Origin of the sequence: Anaerostipes sp., assembly GCF_018381315.1 — a bacterium.
Lineage (GTDB): Bacteria > Bacillota > Clostridia > Lachnospirales > Lachnospiraceae > Anaerostipes.
The window spans coordinates 191,130-206,951 of record NZ_JAGZSD010000002.1; the positions used below are offsets into that span (position 1 = coordinate 191,130).

Sequence of the window (15,822 nt, forward strand, 5' to 3'; positions counted from 1 at the left end):
CCAAGGTAAAGCAAAACGAGTATAATACATTATAATAGACAGAATAATAGGCAGAATTTAAATTGAACGGAGGGCGTATGCATGAGAAGAGAATTATTTTTGAAATCTGACGCCGATGGGCACCGTCTCCATGTCCTGCTGCTGGCGCCTGAAACAAAACCGAAAGCGGTTGTGCAGATCTGCCATGGGATGAGTGAGCATAAGGAACGCTATCTTAAGTTTATGAAATATTTATTAAGCTTTGGTTATGCTGCGGTGATCCATGACCACAGAGGGCACGGAAAAAGTATAGAGAGAAAAGATGATCTGGGCTATTTTTATGATACTGCCGGGAAGGCGGTTGTGGAGGATGCCCATCAGGTTACAAAGTGGGCCAAAGAACAATTTCCTGACGTACCGCTTCATTTATTCGGACACAGTATGGGATCTCTGGTAGTACGCTGTTATCTAAAAAAGTACGATGAGGAACTGGCTTCACTGACTGTCTGCGGCAGTCCGAGCAGGAACGCTTTGGCAAAGCCTGCTGTATGGATGGCACAGACTGCCTGCAGGATCAATGGCGAAAGGAAAAAAGGTGTTTTTTTTCAAAAATTGGCATTCGGAACATTCCAAAAGATATTAAAGGAGGATGAGTCCGAAAATGGCTGGATCAGTTATGACAGAAAAAATGTCAAAAAGTATGATGATGATCCGCTGGATGGATTTGTTTTTACAAACAATGGATTTCTGAACCTGTTTCATCTGATGGATGAGACATACAGCAAGAAGGGCTGGTGCATGGGGAATCCGGATCTGCCCATATTGTTTATTGCAGGGCAGGATGATCCTTGTATTGTCTCTGAAAAAGAGTTTTGGAAGGCGGTTTCATTTTTAAAACATATGGGTTATAAAAACATCAGGGGCAAACTGTATAAAGGCTGCAGGCATGAGATATTAAATGAGAAATGTTCAGAAGAGGTTTTTAAGGAAATACTGGCGTTTATTGAATAATTAAAAAAAGAGATACATAATTATGAAAGCAAAGAAGATACTGCCTGCAGCACTTTTCTTATGCTGGTGCCGGCAGGAGGAGAAAGCATTATTTTAAAAGCTGTAAAAAAACCAGGAAAACCTTCAGGCGTTATGGCCACTGCCGTAAAACGGACGATTGTCCTGTCATGGATCAAGGGCAATAAATCCTCAGGCACAGAGGTTTATCTGTATGACAGACGGAGGAAAAAATATAGAAAGAAAGCGGACGTAAAAGCGGACAGATATGCAGTCAGGGGGCTGAAGCCCGGTGTCAATTATACTTTTAAAGTCCGGTCCTACCGAATGTATAAAAAGAAAAAATACTGCAGTGGATTTTCAAAAACAGTGAAGGTATCCATGGCTGCCAAAGGCGAGTCTACTATTAAGAATTTTTTAAAGACAGCAGTGTCTCCGGTGGGTTCTACCTTGTATATTTGGGGAGGAGGATGGAATAAGTCTGATACCGGAACTGGAAAAGACGGAAAAAGGATCGGGCTGAATGGAGAATGGAACAAGTTTTTCTTATCCCAGAATTCCCAATATAACTATAAGAAATACCGCTACCGGCATGGGAAGGGGCTGGACTGTTCCGGTTTTGTCGGGTGGGCGGTGTATAATATCAGAAATACGGTTTCCGGTAAAGGCGGTTATGTGAGAAAAGCCAAGGATCAGCCTGTGCTGTTTGCAGAAAAGGGATGGGGCACATACAGAAGCAAGAAGAAGGTGACAGATTATAAAGCGGGTGATATTATGGGATCCTCAGACTGCGGACATGTATGGATCGTCATCGGGGCCTGCAGGGACGGAAGTATGGTGTTGGTTCATTCCAGCCCGCATGGGGTCCAGCTTTCCGGAACGCCGGCGAAAACAGGCAGAACAAAAAGCCAGGCTCTGGCACTTGCAAAGAAATACATGAAAAAGTATTATAGGAAATGGTACCGGAGATATCCGGACTGTTCCAGAGGCATGAGTTATCTCACCCAGTATGATCAGATGAGATGGGATGTATCAGGAAATTATGTTATGGAAGATCCCGAAGGATATCATAACAAATACGCCGATGCAATTTTAAAGGACATTTATAGAAACTAGAACACTAGGAGGATAAAAATGAGAAAAACATTAGAAAGGATACCTCTCCCGCTGGCTGGGCCGATGCTTGGATTTGCAGTCATGGGAGAGGTGATCGGGAATTATTCTGAGACAGCAAACTTAATCTGTGCCGCCGTCTCCGTCTGTCTGCTGATTCTGCTGCTTCTTAAGATCGGCACCTGTATTGACATGGTAAAAGAAGAGCTGGAAGATCCGGTAAACTGCAGTATTTCTGCGGCCTTTTCCATGGGACTTCTTGTACTGACTGCCTACCTGAAGCCGTATGTGGGAGATTCGGTTTCAATCATATGGATTCTTGCATTGGCGGTACATGTATATCTTTTGGTTTATTTCAACGGACATTTTATATACTATAAGTTTAATATCAAAAACGTCTATGCCAGCTTTTTTATTTTTTATGCTGGTCTGGCAATGAGCAGCATGACAGCTCCCAACAGCGATATGCAGGAGATCGGCCGCTGGTTTTTCTGGGCAGGATGCCTGTTCACGGCAGTGATCGCCGTTCCTGTCGTTAAACGTTATGTGAAGGTCAAGGAAATCCCGGAACAGCATCTTCCGCTGATCTGTATTTTTGCGGCTCCGGCAAGTCTTCTGCTGGCGGGCTATCTTCATTCTTTTGAGAAACCGATGGTGTGGCTTGTGATCGGCCTTACTGTTTTATCGCTGGTATTATATGTGTTTGTGCTTGCGGCAGGGTTAAAATATATTGTCATGCCGTTTACACCTTCTTTTGCTGCATATACATTTCCGTTTGTGATCAGCGCGGCTGCTCTTAAGCAGGCGTTTATTGCGCTCAATCAATGGGGATATCCGGTGACATATTTAAAATGGATTGTAGATTTTCAGACAGTATTGGCGGCGGCTCTGCTGATTTATGTGACGCTTCTGTTTCTGAAATATATCTTTTACACGAAAAATGAGTAAAAACTGAATGTATAATTAACAGAAGGAACCCCCTGACGGTTATCGCCCGGGGTTCCTTCTGTTCTATAAGGAGCTGAATCAGATATATATCTGTATTATTTATCATCTAATAAGGTATCCAGCAGCATGTCATTTTCCTCTGATCTGCGGAAACAAAATCTTATATACTCTCCGTGAAGTCCATCGAAGCTTGAACAGTCGCGGATCATCAGTCCTTTTTTTATACACCGCTCAAACATTTCATAAGAAGATGTGCCGTCCATCAGACGCACCAGCAGAAAGTTTGCATAGGAAGGATAGATCTTTAAGGAAGCAGAGGGCGACAGTCTGTCTCTGCATTTCTGACGCTCTTTTTCAATATACGCCTTCGTCTCTTCGATGTAGCCGGTATCCATGAACATGGCCTCTCCTGCCAACGCGGCAAGGGTATTGATGCTCCATGGATTTTTTCGGTCCTCCATAGCTTTCAGGAACTTTAGATTTCCGCTGATGCCGTATCCGAGACGGATACCGGGGGCTGCAAAGAACTTTGAAGTGCCTCGAAGAATCAGTACATTGTCATAATTTTCTGCCAGGGGCACTGCGGTGATCCCATCCATATCCGGGGCGAATTCTACATAGGTTTCATCCACCAGAACAAAAATATTGTGCTTTTTACAGTGGGAGAGAATCTCGGCGGTTTCATTCCGGCTCAATGCACTGGATGTGGGATTATTGGGATTGCAGAAAGCAAACAGGTCGATATCATCCGTAAGATATGACTTCAGGTCTTCAAGATCCAAATTAAAGTCTGAGGCTTCCGAGAGCTCATATTCCTGACAAGAGCCGCCGATCATAGAGATTTCCCGCATATATTCAGAGTACGTAGGGGAGAGCAGCAGGGCTTTTTTGGGGCGGATAAGATGCATGGTAAGGCTGATCAGTTCTGTGACTCCGTTGCCTGTAATGATGTGCTCCAACGGAGCCTTTGTATATAGGCTCAGAGCAGTACGCAGAGACTTGTAATCCCGGTCCGGATAGGTGCAGACGGCATCTACATGGTCTATGAGGCTTTTGCGGAACAGCGGGGAGATACCCAGCGGGTTGACATTTCCTCCAAAAGGAATGACAGACTCTTTTTTGATTCCATATATTTCTTCTATTTTTTCTAAGTCGCTTCCGTGGAAGACTTGTTTCTTTTCCGGCATAGTTTCACCTTTCTTTATCTTTTCTATTTTGTCGAAGTTTGCTATAATGTTACGGTATAGGGGACGAACCCCGTATCATATGACAAGACTGTATCACAATGATTAGATTACAGTCCATTATAGACCAAATACCCTGAGACCACCAGTGCAAAATCGGAGGAACCTATGACGGAAAAGATGAAGCAGTTCATACAAATCGTACAGGAAGATGAACAGCGGGCAAAAGCCCTCTTTTTTTCTGAGGCCTTCAAAAATGACTATCTGGAAGACGGTTCCAGGGAAAAAGAAATATATCATCAGCTGCTGCTGGGGAGAAACCGGGGACAGATCCTGGAGGAATTTCTCATCTGTGCAGGAGGAAAAGAGCCTGCGGCCCTTAAACCGGAAAAAGAAGAGTATGAGATTCACAGGCTGAATGCCGTTGAACCTTTGAATGTGAGGATACGCAAGGAAGGTAAAGGGTATGTCCATGGCAGGATCCATCTGGAATCCACCTTTCTTTCTATAGAAAAGACAGAGTTTACGGAAGATGATTTTGAAGATGGGATCCTGACGATTCCTGTGATGTTTTTAGAGGCTGAGGAAGAGAGCAGAGGGATCCTCACAGTCTGCACCCCATACAGCAGCTGTCAGACAGATATTCTGTTTGACGCAGAGGGTGACAGAGAGCAGGGACTTGCCGGGTTATCAGAAGACATTTTCAAAGTTTATATGGATTTCTGCCTGGGCAAATGCCATGTTGCAGAGTTTGCGGAAAGAGAAAAAAAACTGATCGGGAAGATGGAGGGAACAGCATCTTATGAGATCCTGAAAACTTTACTGTCGCTGCACTGTCATATCATTCAGGGGGCTGAGGAAGCCATTGAGAGAGGTTTTGCAAGACTTGAGCCAAATATGAGCGAGATACATTCCGATTCCTTTTATTTAGGATATTTTTTGTACTTGAAGGCGCTTTACTTAAAGACCCCCGAACAGATTGCCCACGCAAGAGACCAGATACACGGGCTTTATGGGCAGGCGGGAGAGAAAAAAGGATATCTGCTCTGGATGCTCATTTATCTGGATGAGGATCTCACTTATGATTCCGGACTGCAGCTTCAGAAAATCCGGGAACTTTATGAAGCCGGCCAGAGCAACAGCTTTTTGTGGTTTGAGGCAGTCAGTATCTGGAATCAGGATCACAGCAGAATCAAATCAATCGGAGCCTTTGAGCAGGAAATTTTACATTTTGGCATTAGCCGCGGTCTGTTCAGTAAAAGTATGCAGAAGCATATATACAGTCTTGTGCTGAAAGAAAAGGGATTTTCAGAATATCTTCTGGCAGACCTTATTGTATTATTTCAGAAGGAAGAGACCAGGGAGGGGCTTCAGGCGATCTGTTCTATGCTGATCCGGGGAAACTGTATTGATGAGTGCTATCATATTTATTATAAAAAAGCGGTGCAGTCAGGTATCCAGATGATCGGGCTTCAGGAGTCCTATCTGCGGACGATCGCAAAAGACAGATATCCGTATCTGGAAAAGAATGTTCTCTTATATTTCTCATACAGCAACAGTTTAAGCAGCGCAGAGCGGGCATATCTGTATGCAAATCTGGTAAAAAACCGGAGGAAATATGAGTCTGTCTTTCCGTCCTTTGAACCTCAGATCGAAGAATTTTTGCTGGAACAGCTGGCAGAAGGAAGGATTAACAGCAATCTGTTCCTTCTCTACCAGGCATTTTTTGACCGGCTGCTGGAGGGAATGAAGGGCCGGGCCGGTATTGCCAACATTATGGCCAAGCAGAAGCTGATCTGCAGTAATCCTGCTATAGAGAAAGCGGTCCTGTACCAGGCAGAACTGAAAGAGGTGCAGAATGTCTCTTTAGAAGGGGGCGAGGTATATGTAACAGTATACAGTGAGCCATTGGTTGTTTTCCTGGATCAGGAGGATAACCGTTATCTTTCACTGGATTATTCCTTTTCAAGGCTGTGGACCAAAGAACAGGAAGAAGCTGTATTTGCAGGACTCGGCAGGAGGAATGAGGCATACTTGATCCGGAAAAGCCTTGTCTTTGCAGAGAAGACCGAGTTCGCCGGCGAAGATATCCGGGATGTGGAGGCAGTTTTGGAGTGCCAGAGCCTGAAAGAGGAGTACCGGCACAGAATTTTTGAAAAGCTGCTGGATTACTACTGGAAGCACGGCAGGCAGGAGGAACTGGAACAGGCACTGTCTATGGTGCAGTGGAAGTATCTGTCCAGTGAGAACTGCAAGCAGATGCTGGAATATTTTATTGCAGGACGACATTATAAAGAGGCTCTGAAAGGTATGGAGCTCTTTGGATTTGATTTTATGGATCCGGAGCCTTTAAAGGAAGTGGTGCTTCATGAGCTTACTTCACGGAGCCGGAAGAAAGTACAGCCGCTTCTTGACATGAGCCTGGCTGTTTTTCAGGGGCAGGTATATAACAGTGAAATTTTGGCCTATCTGGAGCGCTTTTTCAGGGGAGATCTGGAATTGATGCAGAAGATCTGGGAACAGGGCGAGAGGCACAAGATTTATGACCATGAGTTTACGGAGGAAGTCCTGAAAAGTGCAGCAGGACAAGGTGCCGGATGGGAGATGCTTCCTATATTTTTGGTTTATGCCGGAAAGGATGCAAAAGACAGAAAACTGGTGAGGAAGCTGACAGGCCAGTTTGTCTCCTTAGCTTATGAGGAAGGCAGACAGCTTTCAGACGAATTTTATCCCCTGCTCGGAAAGCTTTTGGATCAGGGGAATCAAAAGCTCCTGTGGCAGTGGGCTTACCTTGATTACTATAAGGATAAAGAGTTATCTAAGGAGCAGAAAGCAAGAATCACAAAGATCATAGAGTTTCAGGAGGACCGTCATTCGATTCTGCCGGTGCTGCTGCAGTTTAAGGAAGAAATTCCGCTGCCATATGAGTGCTATACATACACTTATGTGGTCTACCGGGGAGAAAAGGACAGCAGCATGGTCTTCCACTATGCAGAAAATAAATCGGAGCCGGCCAGGGAGATTCCCATGAGGGAGCTGCTCCCGGGATATTATACGGCAGAAGTGCTGATTTTTGCCGATGAGACAGCTGACTATTATGTGACGGCTCCCGGTGAGGAGAGACGCAGGAGAAAAGATATCGTTTTTCTTGACCATTCAGGGAGAAATCAAAAAGGAAGGTTTTATCAGCTGAACCATATGCTCAAAGAAAAACAGAGAGAAAGTGTAGCCATGGAAATGGAGATCTATGCTTATGAAAAAGCGATGACGGATCTGATCCGTCCGATGACAGAGGATCAATGATGAAGATAGGAATACAGATAGAACAGGGAATGATATATCAGTGCTCCATCGCAGACGGACAGGTTGTGGAGGAAGAACCGGCAGAGCTTTCCGGAGACTGGACTGACTATGTGAGGACAGAAGCCGGAAAGCATCCGGACACAGCCAATTTGTATCTGGGTATTGTATTAGAGGCGGCAGAAGACGGCGTAACAGGAAAAGCTGCTGAGCTCCGCCAAGAATTAGGATTATCCGGGGACCAGCTGAAATTGTTTACAAAGGAAGAAGCCTTCTTAGGCCTTGCCGGGGAGAGGGAAGACCAGCTGAAACAGGGTGCGGTCGGTCTGTTTGACTACTCTTCTCAGGGGCAGCTCTATTATTATATGGTGAAAAGACAGGATGGGCAGATGATGGTGGAAAGGGAGGATTATTCAGCCTTTATGAGAAATACACGTCTCCCACACCAGAAGGATATGGCGTTTGAGAATGCCGTACAGCAGGCTTTGGCCCAGGAAGTCACATCTCTGGTTTACTTATGCGGACAGGGATTTGACAGCGGATGGCTGAAAAATGCAGCTGCAAAACTGTGTGCAGGGAGGCGCGTGTTTCTTGGGAATCATGTTTACGCCACCGGAGCTGTTTATCTGCTGGGAAGAAAAAATGCAGCGGATATTGACTCGGCCGTGATTCTTACGGATACCGTTATGATGTACCAGATCGGCGTCATGGCCTGGAACCACGGGAAAGAAGAATTTTTGCCTCTTGTAAAGGGCGGCCGCCCGTGGTTTGAGAGCCGGGGCAGCATGACCGTTCTGATCGACACAGCGGCTTCGGTTCCCGTGGAGATCAAGCCTCTGTTTCCCGGAAAGGGTGACAGAATGAGATTTTCAGTACCGCTTAAAGGGCTGATAAAGAGGGAAGGGCGGGCCACAAAGCTTAAGATAGAAGCAGAGTGCACCGGGGAGACAAAGTGCAGGATCAAGATCACGGATCTTGGATTCGGGACCTTATTTCCTCCCACCTATCAGGTGTTTCAGCAGGTACTGTCATGGGAAAGGAGGGGACAGCCGTGAGAATGGTATTGTGTGAGACAGATGAGATCAGAAGGCATTACACGCTGAATTCTTTTGGGCAGACCATTTCCTCCTATGAAGAATTATGCTATATTATTTCCGGACAGTATTTATATTTTTTGGTGGAAGGGATCCCAAAAGGGATGAAACAATGGATCGAAGAGGAGATCGGACTGAGCCTTTCAGAGGAAGAAGAGACAAAAAAGCAGCTGGAACAGATTATCAGCTACCGCAATTATTTTACAGAGCCGGAGCAGAGACTTCTGGTCCAGCAGATGCGGACGGCCTATCTTTACTCCTCTGTGCGCAAGTATAAGATGCTGGGTGACCTGTATTTAAAGCACAGCAAATATCTGAGTGCGTATCATTCGTATCAAAAGACACTCCCAGGGCTGCTGCAGCTGAAACAGAAAGAACAGCAGGAGGTTTTGTATCACACAGGACTCTGTCTGACCCGGATGTTCCGTTTTCAGGAAGCAAAAGAATTCTTTCAGCGAAGCTGCCGCATTGGGGAGAATAAGAAATGCCAGGAAGCATACTTTATTGTTTCCTACATGCAGGGTGACTGCCAAAAGTTTTTAGAGGACGGCAGGGCGCTTTCGTTTACGGAGGAAGCACTGAAGGAAATCTATGAAAATATATCAGGGATGGAAAAAAAGCTGAACGGCGGCGAGGAATCCCATGCACTGAAAAAGATTGATTATCACAGAAAGAAACCCGATGATCTGATGACCAGAAGATTGACCTGGTCAATGCTGGAACGGTGGAAAAATGAGTACAGAAGAGAGATTATCTGAAATTGAATATCAGAAAAAGCGGATGGAATTAAACCAGCGTTTTGTGGAAATGTATGAAGATGAGATATCTTATATTCTGGAACAGAAGGAAGATATCGAGGCTATGGAGAAACTTTCAGAGGAAGAAGCAAAAATTCTGGAGGAAGAGTCAAGGAAATACAGCCGTATTTTTGCAAGGATCTTTTATGATTCTGCAGGCGGGCGAGTCTCTGATGAGGAATTTTTCCCTCTTTGGGAACGGGAAGAAGAGATAAGACAGGGCCTTTCCCGCATTCATTCGCTGGAGGGGGAGAAAAAGCAGATTGAAAAAGAGATCTATGCCCAGGGCAAAGAAGAAGCTGAGCTTGAAATAAAAGAGCAGGAATTTCAGGGAAAGTTTATCAACCGGAGGGCGTATTTCATTTCCACACTGGTCATGGCACTGGCAGCGGCGGGCTTGTGTGCGGCAGCGGTATTATATTTTGAGATCACACTGACTGTGTCCTTGTGGCCTGTGGCTGCAGCGGCACTTGGTGCTGTCATGATCCTTCTTGTACTGAAGTCCAGACAGCACAAAGCTGCAGACAGAAAGAAAATGTACCGGATGGTTAGAAGCCATAAAGAGACTTCGGGCCGGCGCATGCAGTCAGAATATGATACAATTGTCAATGATCTGGAGTTCTTCCGGGAGAAATACCAGGTGCTGTTCGGATATATTTCAGAAGAACAGTGGAAATTATTTGAGTTTTGTGCTAAAGTTGCAGCGGAATTAAATTGCAGTGAGGAACTCTCGGCCCAGAGGGAAGAGCTTGTTTTGGCTCTGAACCGGTGCGGAATGCATGCGCCTGAGGCTTGGTGCTTTTACCCGAAAGCAATTTATGATATACCAAAAAGGATCAACCGCATGGAATGGCTGTCCAGAAGGCAGATTGTCTGTGAGCAGGCTATGGTGCAGCATGAAAGGGCGATCCGCAACAATCTTTTAATGTAGAGGATCATAAGATTAAAATAGAGTAGGAGATATGAGATGAGCAAAGAATTGGAAAAGACATATAACCCGTCTGAGATCGAGGACAGGCTATATCAAAAGTGGCTGGACAACCAGTATTTTCATGCGGAAGTGGATCACAGCAAAAAACCGTTTACGATCGTTATTCCGCCTCCCAATATTACAGGAAAACTGCACATGGGGCATGCACTGGATGAAACCCTGCAGGATATTTTGATCCGTTTCAAAAAGATGCAGGGATACAACACGCTCTGGCAGCCGGGGACAGACCATGCCAGCATCGCTACAGAAGTCAAGATTATTGAAGCTCTGAAAGAAGAAGGCATTGAAAAAGAAGATCTGGGCAGGGAAAAGTTTCTCGAAAGAGCCTGGGAATGGAAAGAAGAATACGGCGGCACGATTGTCAGCCAGTTAAAGAAGCTGGGGTCTGCCTGTGACTGGGAAAGAGAACGCTTTACATTGGATGAGGGCTGTTCCAAAGCTGTGGAAGAAGTTTTCATCAAATTATATGAAAAAGGATACATTTACAAAGGATCCAGGATCATCAACTGGTGTCCGGTCTGCCAGACTTCCATCTCCGATGCGGAGGTAGAGCATGTGGACCAGGCGGGACATTTCTGGCATATCAAATATCCGGTTGTGGGAACTGACGATTACTTGGAGATCGCTACCACACGTCCTGAAACTATGCTGGGAGATACAGCTGTGGCTGTCCATCCGGATGACGAAAGATACGCCGGACTGGTTGGAAAAATGCTGGAACTTCCTCTGTGCGGCCGCCAGATTCCTATCGTGGCAGATGAATATGTGGACAAAGAATTCGGAACCGGGGCTGTGAAGATTACACCGGCTCATGACCCGAATGACTTTGAAGTGGGCAGACGCCATGATCTTCCTGTAATCAATGTAATGAACGATGATGCTACCATCAACGAAAACGGCGGCAAATATGAGGGCATGGAGCGTTACGAGGCAAGAAAAGCGATTGTAAAAGATTTGGAAGAACAGGGATACCTTGTTAAAATCAAAGATCATGAACACAATGTAGGTACACATGACCGCTGCAAAGCAACCATTGAGCCTATGGTTAAGCCCCAGTGGTTTGTAAAGATGGATGAGCTTGCAAAACCTGCCATTGAGGCAGTGAAAAACGGGGACATCAAGTTTGTTCCGGAGCGCTATACAAAGACCTATCTTCACTGGCTTGAGAATATCCGTGACTGGTGCATTTCCAGACAGCTTTGGTGGGGACACCGGATTCCGGCTTATTACTGTGATGAGTGCGGTGAAACTGTCGTGGCAAAAGAAAAGCCGGAAGTCTGCCCAAAATGCGGATGTACTCACTTTACTCAGGATGAGGATACCCTGGATACCTGGTTCAGTTCTGCCCTGTGGCCTTTCTCTGTTCTTGGATGGCCGGAGCAGACAGAAGAACTTGACTATTTCTATCCGACCAATGTCCTTGTAACCGGATATGACATTATCTTTTTCTGGGTAGTGCGCATGGTATTTTCCGGATATGAACATACAGGAAAGGCTCCGTTTGATACGGTGCTGATTCATGGACTTGTGAGAGATGACAAAGGCCGTAAGATGAGCAAGTCCCTCGGCAACGGAATAGATCCTCTCGAGATTATCGGACAGTATGGGGCAGATGCACTGAGATTTACTCTGGTTACCGGAAATGCCCCCGGAAATGACATGCGGTTCTACATGGAGCGTGTGGAGGCCAGCCGTAATTTTGCAAATAAGGTATGGAATGCATCACGTTTCATGATGATGAACTTTGAGCAGGCAGATTTCTCCCATGTGGAGCTTTCCGACCTGACCCAGGCAGACCGCTGGATTTTATCTAAGTTCAACACACTGGCTAAAGATGTAACGGACAATATGGACAAGTATGAGCTTGGAATTGCGGTACAGAAGCTCAATGACTTTATATGGGAAGAATTCTGTGACTGGTATATTGAGATGGTGAAACCCCGTCTTTATAATGACGGGGACAATACGAAAGCTGCAGCATTATGGACACTGAAAAAAGTTCTTTCTGAGTCACTGAAACTGCTTCATCCGTTTATGCCGTTTATTACTGAGGAGATCTACTGTAACCTGACCGGGGAAGAATCTATCATGCTGGCATCCTGGCCGGAATATAGAGAAGAATACAGTTTTACAAAGGAAGAGGCTGCTGTGGAACTGATGAAAGAAGCGGTCAGAGGAATCAGAAATATCCGTGCCCAGATGAACGTATCTCCGAAGAAGAAAGCGAAGGTATTCGTTGTTTCTGAGAAGGAAGAGGTAAGAGACATTTTTGAGCAGGGAAGAGTTTTCTTCGGGACACTCGGTTATGCAGGCGAGGTTTTGGTTCAGGCAGACAAAGAAGGAATTCCGGAAGATGCGGTGTCCACAGTGGTGCCGGATGCGGAGATCTATATGCCGTTTGCTGAGCTTGTGGATATTGAAAAGGAAATCGAACGCCTGAAAAAGGAACAGAAGAATTTGGGCGGTGAGATTAAGAGATGTGAGGGCATGCTGAACAATGAAAGATTTTTGAGCAAGGCCCCGGCCCAGAAGGTAGAAGAAGAGAAAGAAAAGCTCTCAAAATACCGCCAGATGCTGGACAAGGTAGAGGAACGCCTGGAGCAGCTTGAAAAATAACATGGCGGATTATGAAGAAGCAAGAAATTATTTGGACCATGTGACAGGTTTCGCTAAAAAAACAGCCTTATCCAATGTACAATGGATTCTGGATGTTTTGGGAAACCCGGAAAAGGAGCTGTCCTTTATTCATGTGGCCGGGACGAACGGCAAGGGTTCGGTCTGCGCGTTTCTGGATTCCATTCTCACTGGTGCAGGGAAGAAGACCGGACGGTTCACTTCCCCGCATTTAGTCCGCATAGAAGAAAGGATACAGTTTTGCGGCAGAGAGATTTCCAAAATAAGATTTGCACAAGTTTTTACGGAAGTAAAAGAAGCTGTCAGCCAGGCTGTGAAGGAAGGAGCGGCACATCCATCCTTTTTTGAATTTTTGTTTTTGATGTCCGTCGTCTTTTTTAAGGAAGAAGAAGCAGAAATATGCATCATGGAGACAGGAATGGGCGGAAGACACGATGCAACCAATGTCATTATGCCTGAAGTTTCTATTCTCACTGCAGTGAGTCTTGATCACCAGGAGTTCCTGGGAGATACTCTGGAATTGATCGCCGGAGAGAAAGCAGGGATCATAAAACCAAAGGTTCCGGTGATCTGTCTGGAACAGAAACCGGAAGTTATGGAGGTATTTCAGGCGGAGGCAGAGCGGCAGAAATCAGAATTCCTAACAATTTCGAAAGATAATCTTATTTTTTCTGAAAAAAGCTGCGATTATATTGATTTTTTTAAAAAGAGTGCGTATGATAAAAAGAGTAAATGCCTGAAATTAGGCCTTTTCGGCGATTTCCAGTATGAAAATGCTGCACTTGCAGCGGCAGCAGTTCATCTGCTGTTTCCGGAAATCAGCAGGCGGGATGTGTTCTGCGGTCTTGCTTCTGCTTCTTTAACAGGCAGGATGGAAGAAGTAAGTCCGGGGATTTATATTGACGGAGGGCATAATCTCCAAGCGGCGGAGGCATTCTGCCATACATTGGACAGTTACTTTCCGCAGAGGAAGCTTATAGTATTTGCCCCTTCCCACAGACAGGAAGAGGAAGGGATCCTGAAGCTTCTTAAGAAAGTTAAAAATGTAGAAGGAATCTTAAAGGTTCCGGTTGAGAACCGGAAAATACCGGATGATGATTTCATAAAGGCATATAAAACAATGATTCAAAAGTCGGAGGAAGGGATTCTCTGCTTTTGCATCGGCTCTTTTTATTTAGCTGGTAAGGTAAAAAATTATATGGAGGAAGAAAATGATCAATTACAGAGAAGAATTAAAGAAGTTTGAACCTTGCTTAGATGTGGATCAGGCAGAAGATGCCATTTACAGCGATGATTTAAAAGATGTAGAGGATCTGATCAACGAAATCAAAGAAGACATAGAAGAAGAGAAATAGTTAGGTGGCGGATATGAAGAGTAAGGAAAAGATTAAAAACAGTTCCAAATACTACTACAACCTTGGATTAGAAAAAGCCAACACCAACGATCTGACCGGGGCTGTAAAGAACCTGAAAACTGCATTATTTTATAATAAGAATGACATGAACGCCAGAAATCTTCTGGGGCTGGTCTATTATCAGATGGGGGATATTGTCCCGGCATTGAGCCAGTGGGTCATCAGCAGCAACCTGAAAAAGGATGACAATGCGGCTATTGATTATCTGAAGGATGTGCAGGAGAACCCGGTACAGCTGGATACAGTCAACCAGGTGATTAAAAAATACAATCAGGCTCTTGTTTATGCAAAGCAGGAAAATGAAGATCTTGCTATGATCCAGCTGAAAAATGTTGTATCAATGATGCCCAATTTTGTCAACGCACAGCTTCTGATTGCCCTGCTTTCCATCAAAGATGAAAAGTACCAGGATGCACAGAAGGCATTAAAAAAGGTTTTGGAAATTGACTGCAAGAATCCAAGGGCACTTGAGTATCTTCAGGAGACAGAGTCTCTCATGAAGCCGGCAGACATCAAGGCCGAAGACGGAAGTACAGAGAAAGCGGAAGGACAGAAGAAAAGTCTGAGCAGCGTCATTAATAAATACGAGGAGCTGCCTTCTAACCGCCATCGGATGATTTATATGGTGGGTGGAATTGTGATCGGAGTACTTGTCTCCATGGTACTTTTATATCCGAGCATCAAAAAGGCATCCGGCTACAAGTATACATCTAAGATTGAGAATTACAAGGAACAGCTGCTGGCAAAGGAAACTCAGCTTAAGAGTAATGAAAAAGACATCAAAGAGGCAAAGGCGGCTGAGGCAAAGGCGAAAAAGGAATTAAAAGAGTTTGTGGGAGACAGCAAGACAGAAGGGATCTACGATTCACTTTTGACTGCGATGCAGTATTATGGTGACCGTCAGTATACAGAATCTGCGGATGCCCTGCTGAATATTGACCGGGATAAATTAGGCTCTAAGAAGATGAAAGAGATCTATGATGACCTGGAGCAGAAGGTGTATCCATATGCGGCTACAGGCCTTTATAACAAGGGAATCAGCGCATACAACCAGGGCAACTACAAAGATGCCATCAGTACTCTCAAAAAGGCAATCAAGGTAAAAGACACCAACGTGGGATCTTATTTCTATCTGGCAAGATCTTACGAAAAGAACGGTGACAAAGAGAAAGCCATAAAAGCGTACGAGGATGTAATCAAGAAGTTCCCGGGCACAAACAGTGCAAGAAATTCACAGACTTACCTGGATCAATTACAGAATAAAAAGGCGAAAAATCTTTAAACAGCTGAAAAGAAACTGATAAGACACGAAAGAGAAATATATCCGGAAGACAGCAGAGCTTCCGGTGTATTTCTCTT

At 45.0% G+C, this 15,822-nt stretch carries 12 protein-coding genes and 1 pseudogene; 12 read left to right on the top strand and 1 reads right to left on the bottom strand.

Annotated elements, in window-relative coordinates:
* The first annotated feature begins 81 nt into the window (after window positions 1-81).
* Genes KH180_RS02180 through KH180_RS02190 form a run of 3 tightly spaced genes read left to right on the top strand, consistent with a single transcriptional unit; the run spans window position 82 to window position 3,048 of the window.
* Window positions 82-990: an alpha/beta hydrolase gene (locus KH180_RS02180; protein ID WP_290755933.1), complete on the top strand. Its 909-nt coding sequence runs from the start codon at window positions 82-84 to the stop codon at window positions 988-990.
* Window positions 991-1,050: 60 nt separating this feature from the next.
* Window positions 1,051-2,103: a fibronectin type III domain-containing protein gene (locus KH180_RS02185; RefSeq protein WP_290755934.1), complete on the top strand. Its 1,053-nt coding sequence runs from the start codon at window positions 1,051-1,053 to the stop codon at window positions 2,101-2,103.
* An 18-nt stretch (window positions 2,104-2,121) separates the two neighbouring features.
* Window positions 2,122-3,048: a TDT family transporter gene (locus tag KH180_RS02190; RefSeq protein WP_290755935.1), complete on the top strand. Its 927-nt coding sequence runs from the start codon at window positions 2,122-2,124 to the stop codon at window positions 3,046-3,048.
* 95 nt (window positions 3,049-3,143) lie between these two features.
* On the opposite strand, the gene KH180_RS02195 is transcribed toward KH180_RS02190, so the two are convergent.
* Complete coding sequence (locus KH180_RS02195) at window positions 3,144-4,235, bottom strand: pyridoxal phosphate-dependent aminotransferase (RefSeq protein WP_290755937.1); 1,092 nt, start codon at window positions 4,233-4,235, stop codon at window positions 3,144-3,146.
* A gap of 156 nt (window positions 4,236-4,391) precedes the next feature.
* Here KH180_RS02195 and KH180_RS02200 point away from each other — a divergent pair.
* The 9 genes and pseudogenes from KH180_RS02200 to KH180_RS02240 form a co-directional block, all read left to right on the top strand.
* Window positions 4,392-6,599 (top strand): annotated as a pseudogene (locus KH180_RS02200) (DUF5717 family protein); the annotation flags it as partial.
* 48 nt (window positions 6,600-6,647) lie between these two features.
* On the top strand, window positions 6,648-7,535 hold the full coding sequence (locus KH180_RS02205; RefSeq protein WP_290756038.1) for a DUF5717 family protein: 888 nt from the start codon (window positions 6,648-6,650) through the stop codon (window positions 7,533-7,535).
* Window positions 7,532-8,587: a DUF5716 family protein gene (locus tag KH180_RS02210; RefSeq protein ID WP_290755939.1), complete on the top strand. Its 1,056-nt coding sequence runs from the start codon at window positions 7,532-7,534 to the stop codon at window positions 8,585-8,587. The genes KH180_RS02205 and KH180_RS02210 overlap by 4 nt, the downstream gene beginning before the upstream one ends.
* Before the next feature lie 2 nt (window positions 8,588-8,589).
* Window positions 8,590-9,384, top strand: coding sequence for a hypothetical protein (locus KH180_RS02215; protein WP_290756040.1), 795 nt, complete (start codon window positions 8,590-8,592; stop codon window positions 9,382-9,384).
* Window positions 9,359-10,354, top strand: a complete 996-nt coding sequence (locus tag KH180_RS02220; protein ID WP_290755940.1) for a hypothetical protein — start codon at window positions 9,359-9,361, stop codon at window positions 10,352-10,354. Before KH180_RS02215 ends, KH180_RS02220 begins: the two co-directional genes overlap by 26 nt.
* A 36-nt stretch (window positions 10,355-10,390) precedes the next feature.
* Complete coding sequence (locus KH180_RS02225; protein ID WP_290755941.1) at window positions 10,391-13,030, top strand: valine--tRNA ligase; 2,640 nt, start codon at window positions 10,391-10,393, stop codon at window positions 13,028-13,030.
* The gene (locus KH180_RS02230) at window positions 13,020-14,294 is read left to right on the top strand and encodes a bifunctional folylpolyglutamate synthase/dihydrofolate synthase (protein WP_290755943.1); all 1,275 of its coding nucleotides are present in this window, start codon (window positions 13,020-13,022) and stop codon (window positions 14,292-14,294) included. Before KH180_RS02225 ends, KH180_RS02230 begins: the two co-directional genes overlap by 11 nt.
* The gene (locus tag KH180_RS02235) at window positions 14,260-14,403 is read left to right on the top strand and encodes a hypothetical protein (RefSeq protein WP_290755944.1); all 144 of its coding nucleotides are present in this window, start codon (window positions 14,260-14,262) and stop codon (window positions 14,401-14,403) included. The genes KH180_RS02230 and KH180_RS02235 overlap by 35 nt, the downstream gene beginning before the upstream one ends.
* A gap of 13 nt (window positions 14,404-14,416) precedes the next feature.
* Window positions 14,417-15,745, top strand: a complete 1,329-nt coding sequence (locus KH180_RS02240; protein ID WP_290755945.1) for a tetratricopeptide repeat protein — start codon at window positions 14,417-14,419, stop codon at window positions 15,743-15,745.
* Window positions 15,746-15,822 lie beyond the last annotated feature (77 nt).

Bases quoted from the DNA above. Each gene is read 5' to 3' on its own strand.
- KH180_RS02180 (WP_290755933.1), top strand. From the start codon at position 82: ATGAGAAGAGAATTATTTTTGAAATCTGACGCCGATGGGCACCGTCTC.
- KH180_RS02185 (WP_290755934.1), top strand. From the start codon at position 1,051: ATGCTGGTGCCGGCAGGAGGAGAAAGCATTATTTTAAAAGCTGTAAAA.
- KH180_RS02190 (WP_290755935.1), top strand. From the start codon at position 2,122: ATGAGAAAAACATTAGAAAGGATACCTCTCCCGCTGGCTGGGCCGATG.
- KH180_RS02195 (WP_290755937.1), bottom strand. From the start codon at position 4,235: ATGCCGGAAAAGAAACAAGTCTTCCACGGAAGCGACTTAGAAAAAATA.
- KH180_RS02205 (WP_290756038.1), top strand. From the start codon at position 6,648: ATGAGCCTGGCTGTTTTTCAGGGGCAGGTATATAACAGTGAAATTTTG.
- KH180_RS02210 (WP_290755939.1), top strand. From the start codon at position 7,532: ATGATGAAGATAGGAATACAGATAGAACAGGGAATGATATATCAGTGC.
- KH180_RS02215 (WP_290756040.1), top strand. From the start codon at position 8,590: ATGGTATTGTGTGAGACAGATGAGATCAGAAGGCATTACACGCTGAAT.
- KH180_RS02220 (WP_290755940.1), top strand. From the start codon at position 9,359: ATGAGTACAGAAGAGAGATTATCTGAAATTGAATATCAGAAAAAGCGG.
- KH180_RS02225 (WP_290755941.1), top strand. From the start codon at position 10,391: ATGAGCAAAGAATTGGAAAAGACATATAACCCGTCTGAGATCGAGGAC.
- KH180_RS02235 (WP_290755944.1), top strand. From the start codon at position 14,260: ATGATCAATTACAGAGAAGAATTAAAGAAGTTTGAACCTTGCTTAGAT.
- KH180_RS02240 (WP_290755945.1), top strand. From the start codon at position 14,417: ATGAAGAGTAAGGAAAAGATTAAAAACAGTTCCAAATACTACTACAAC.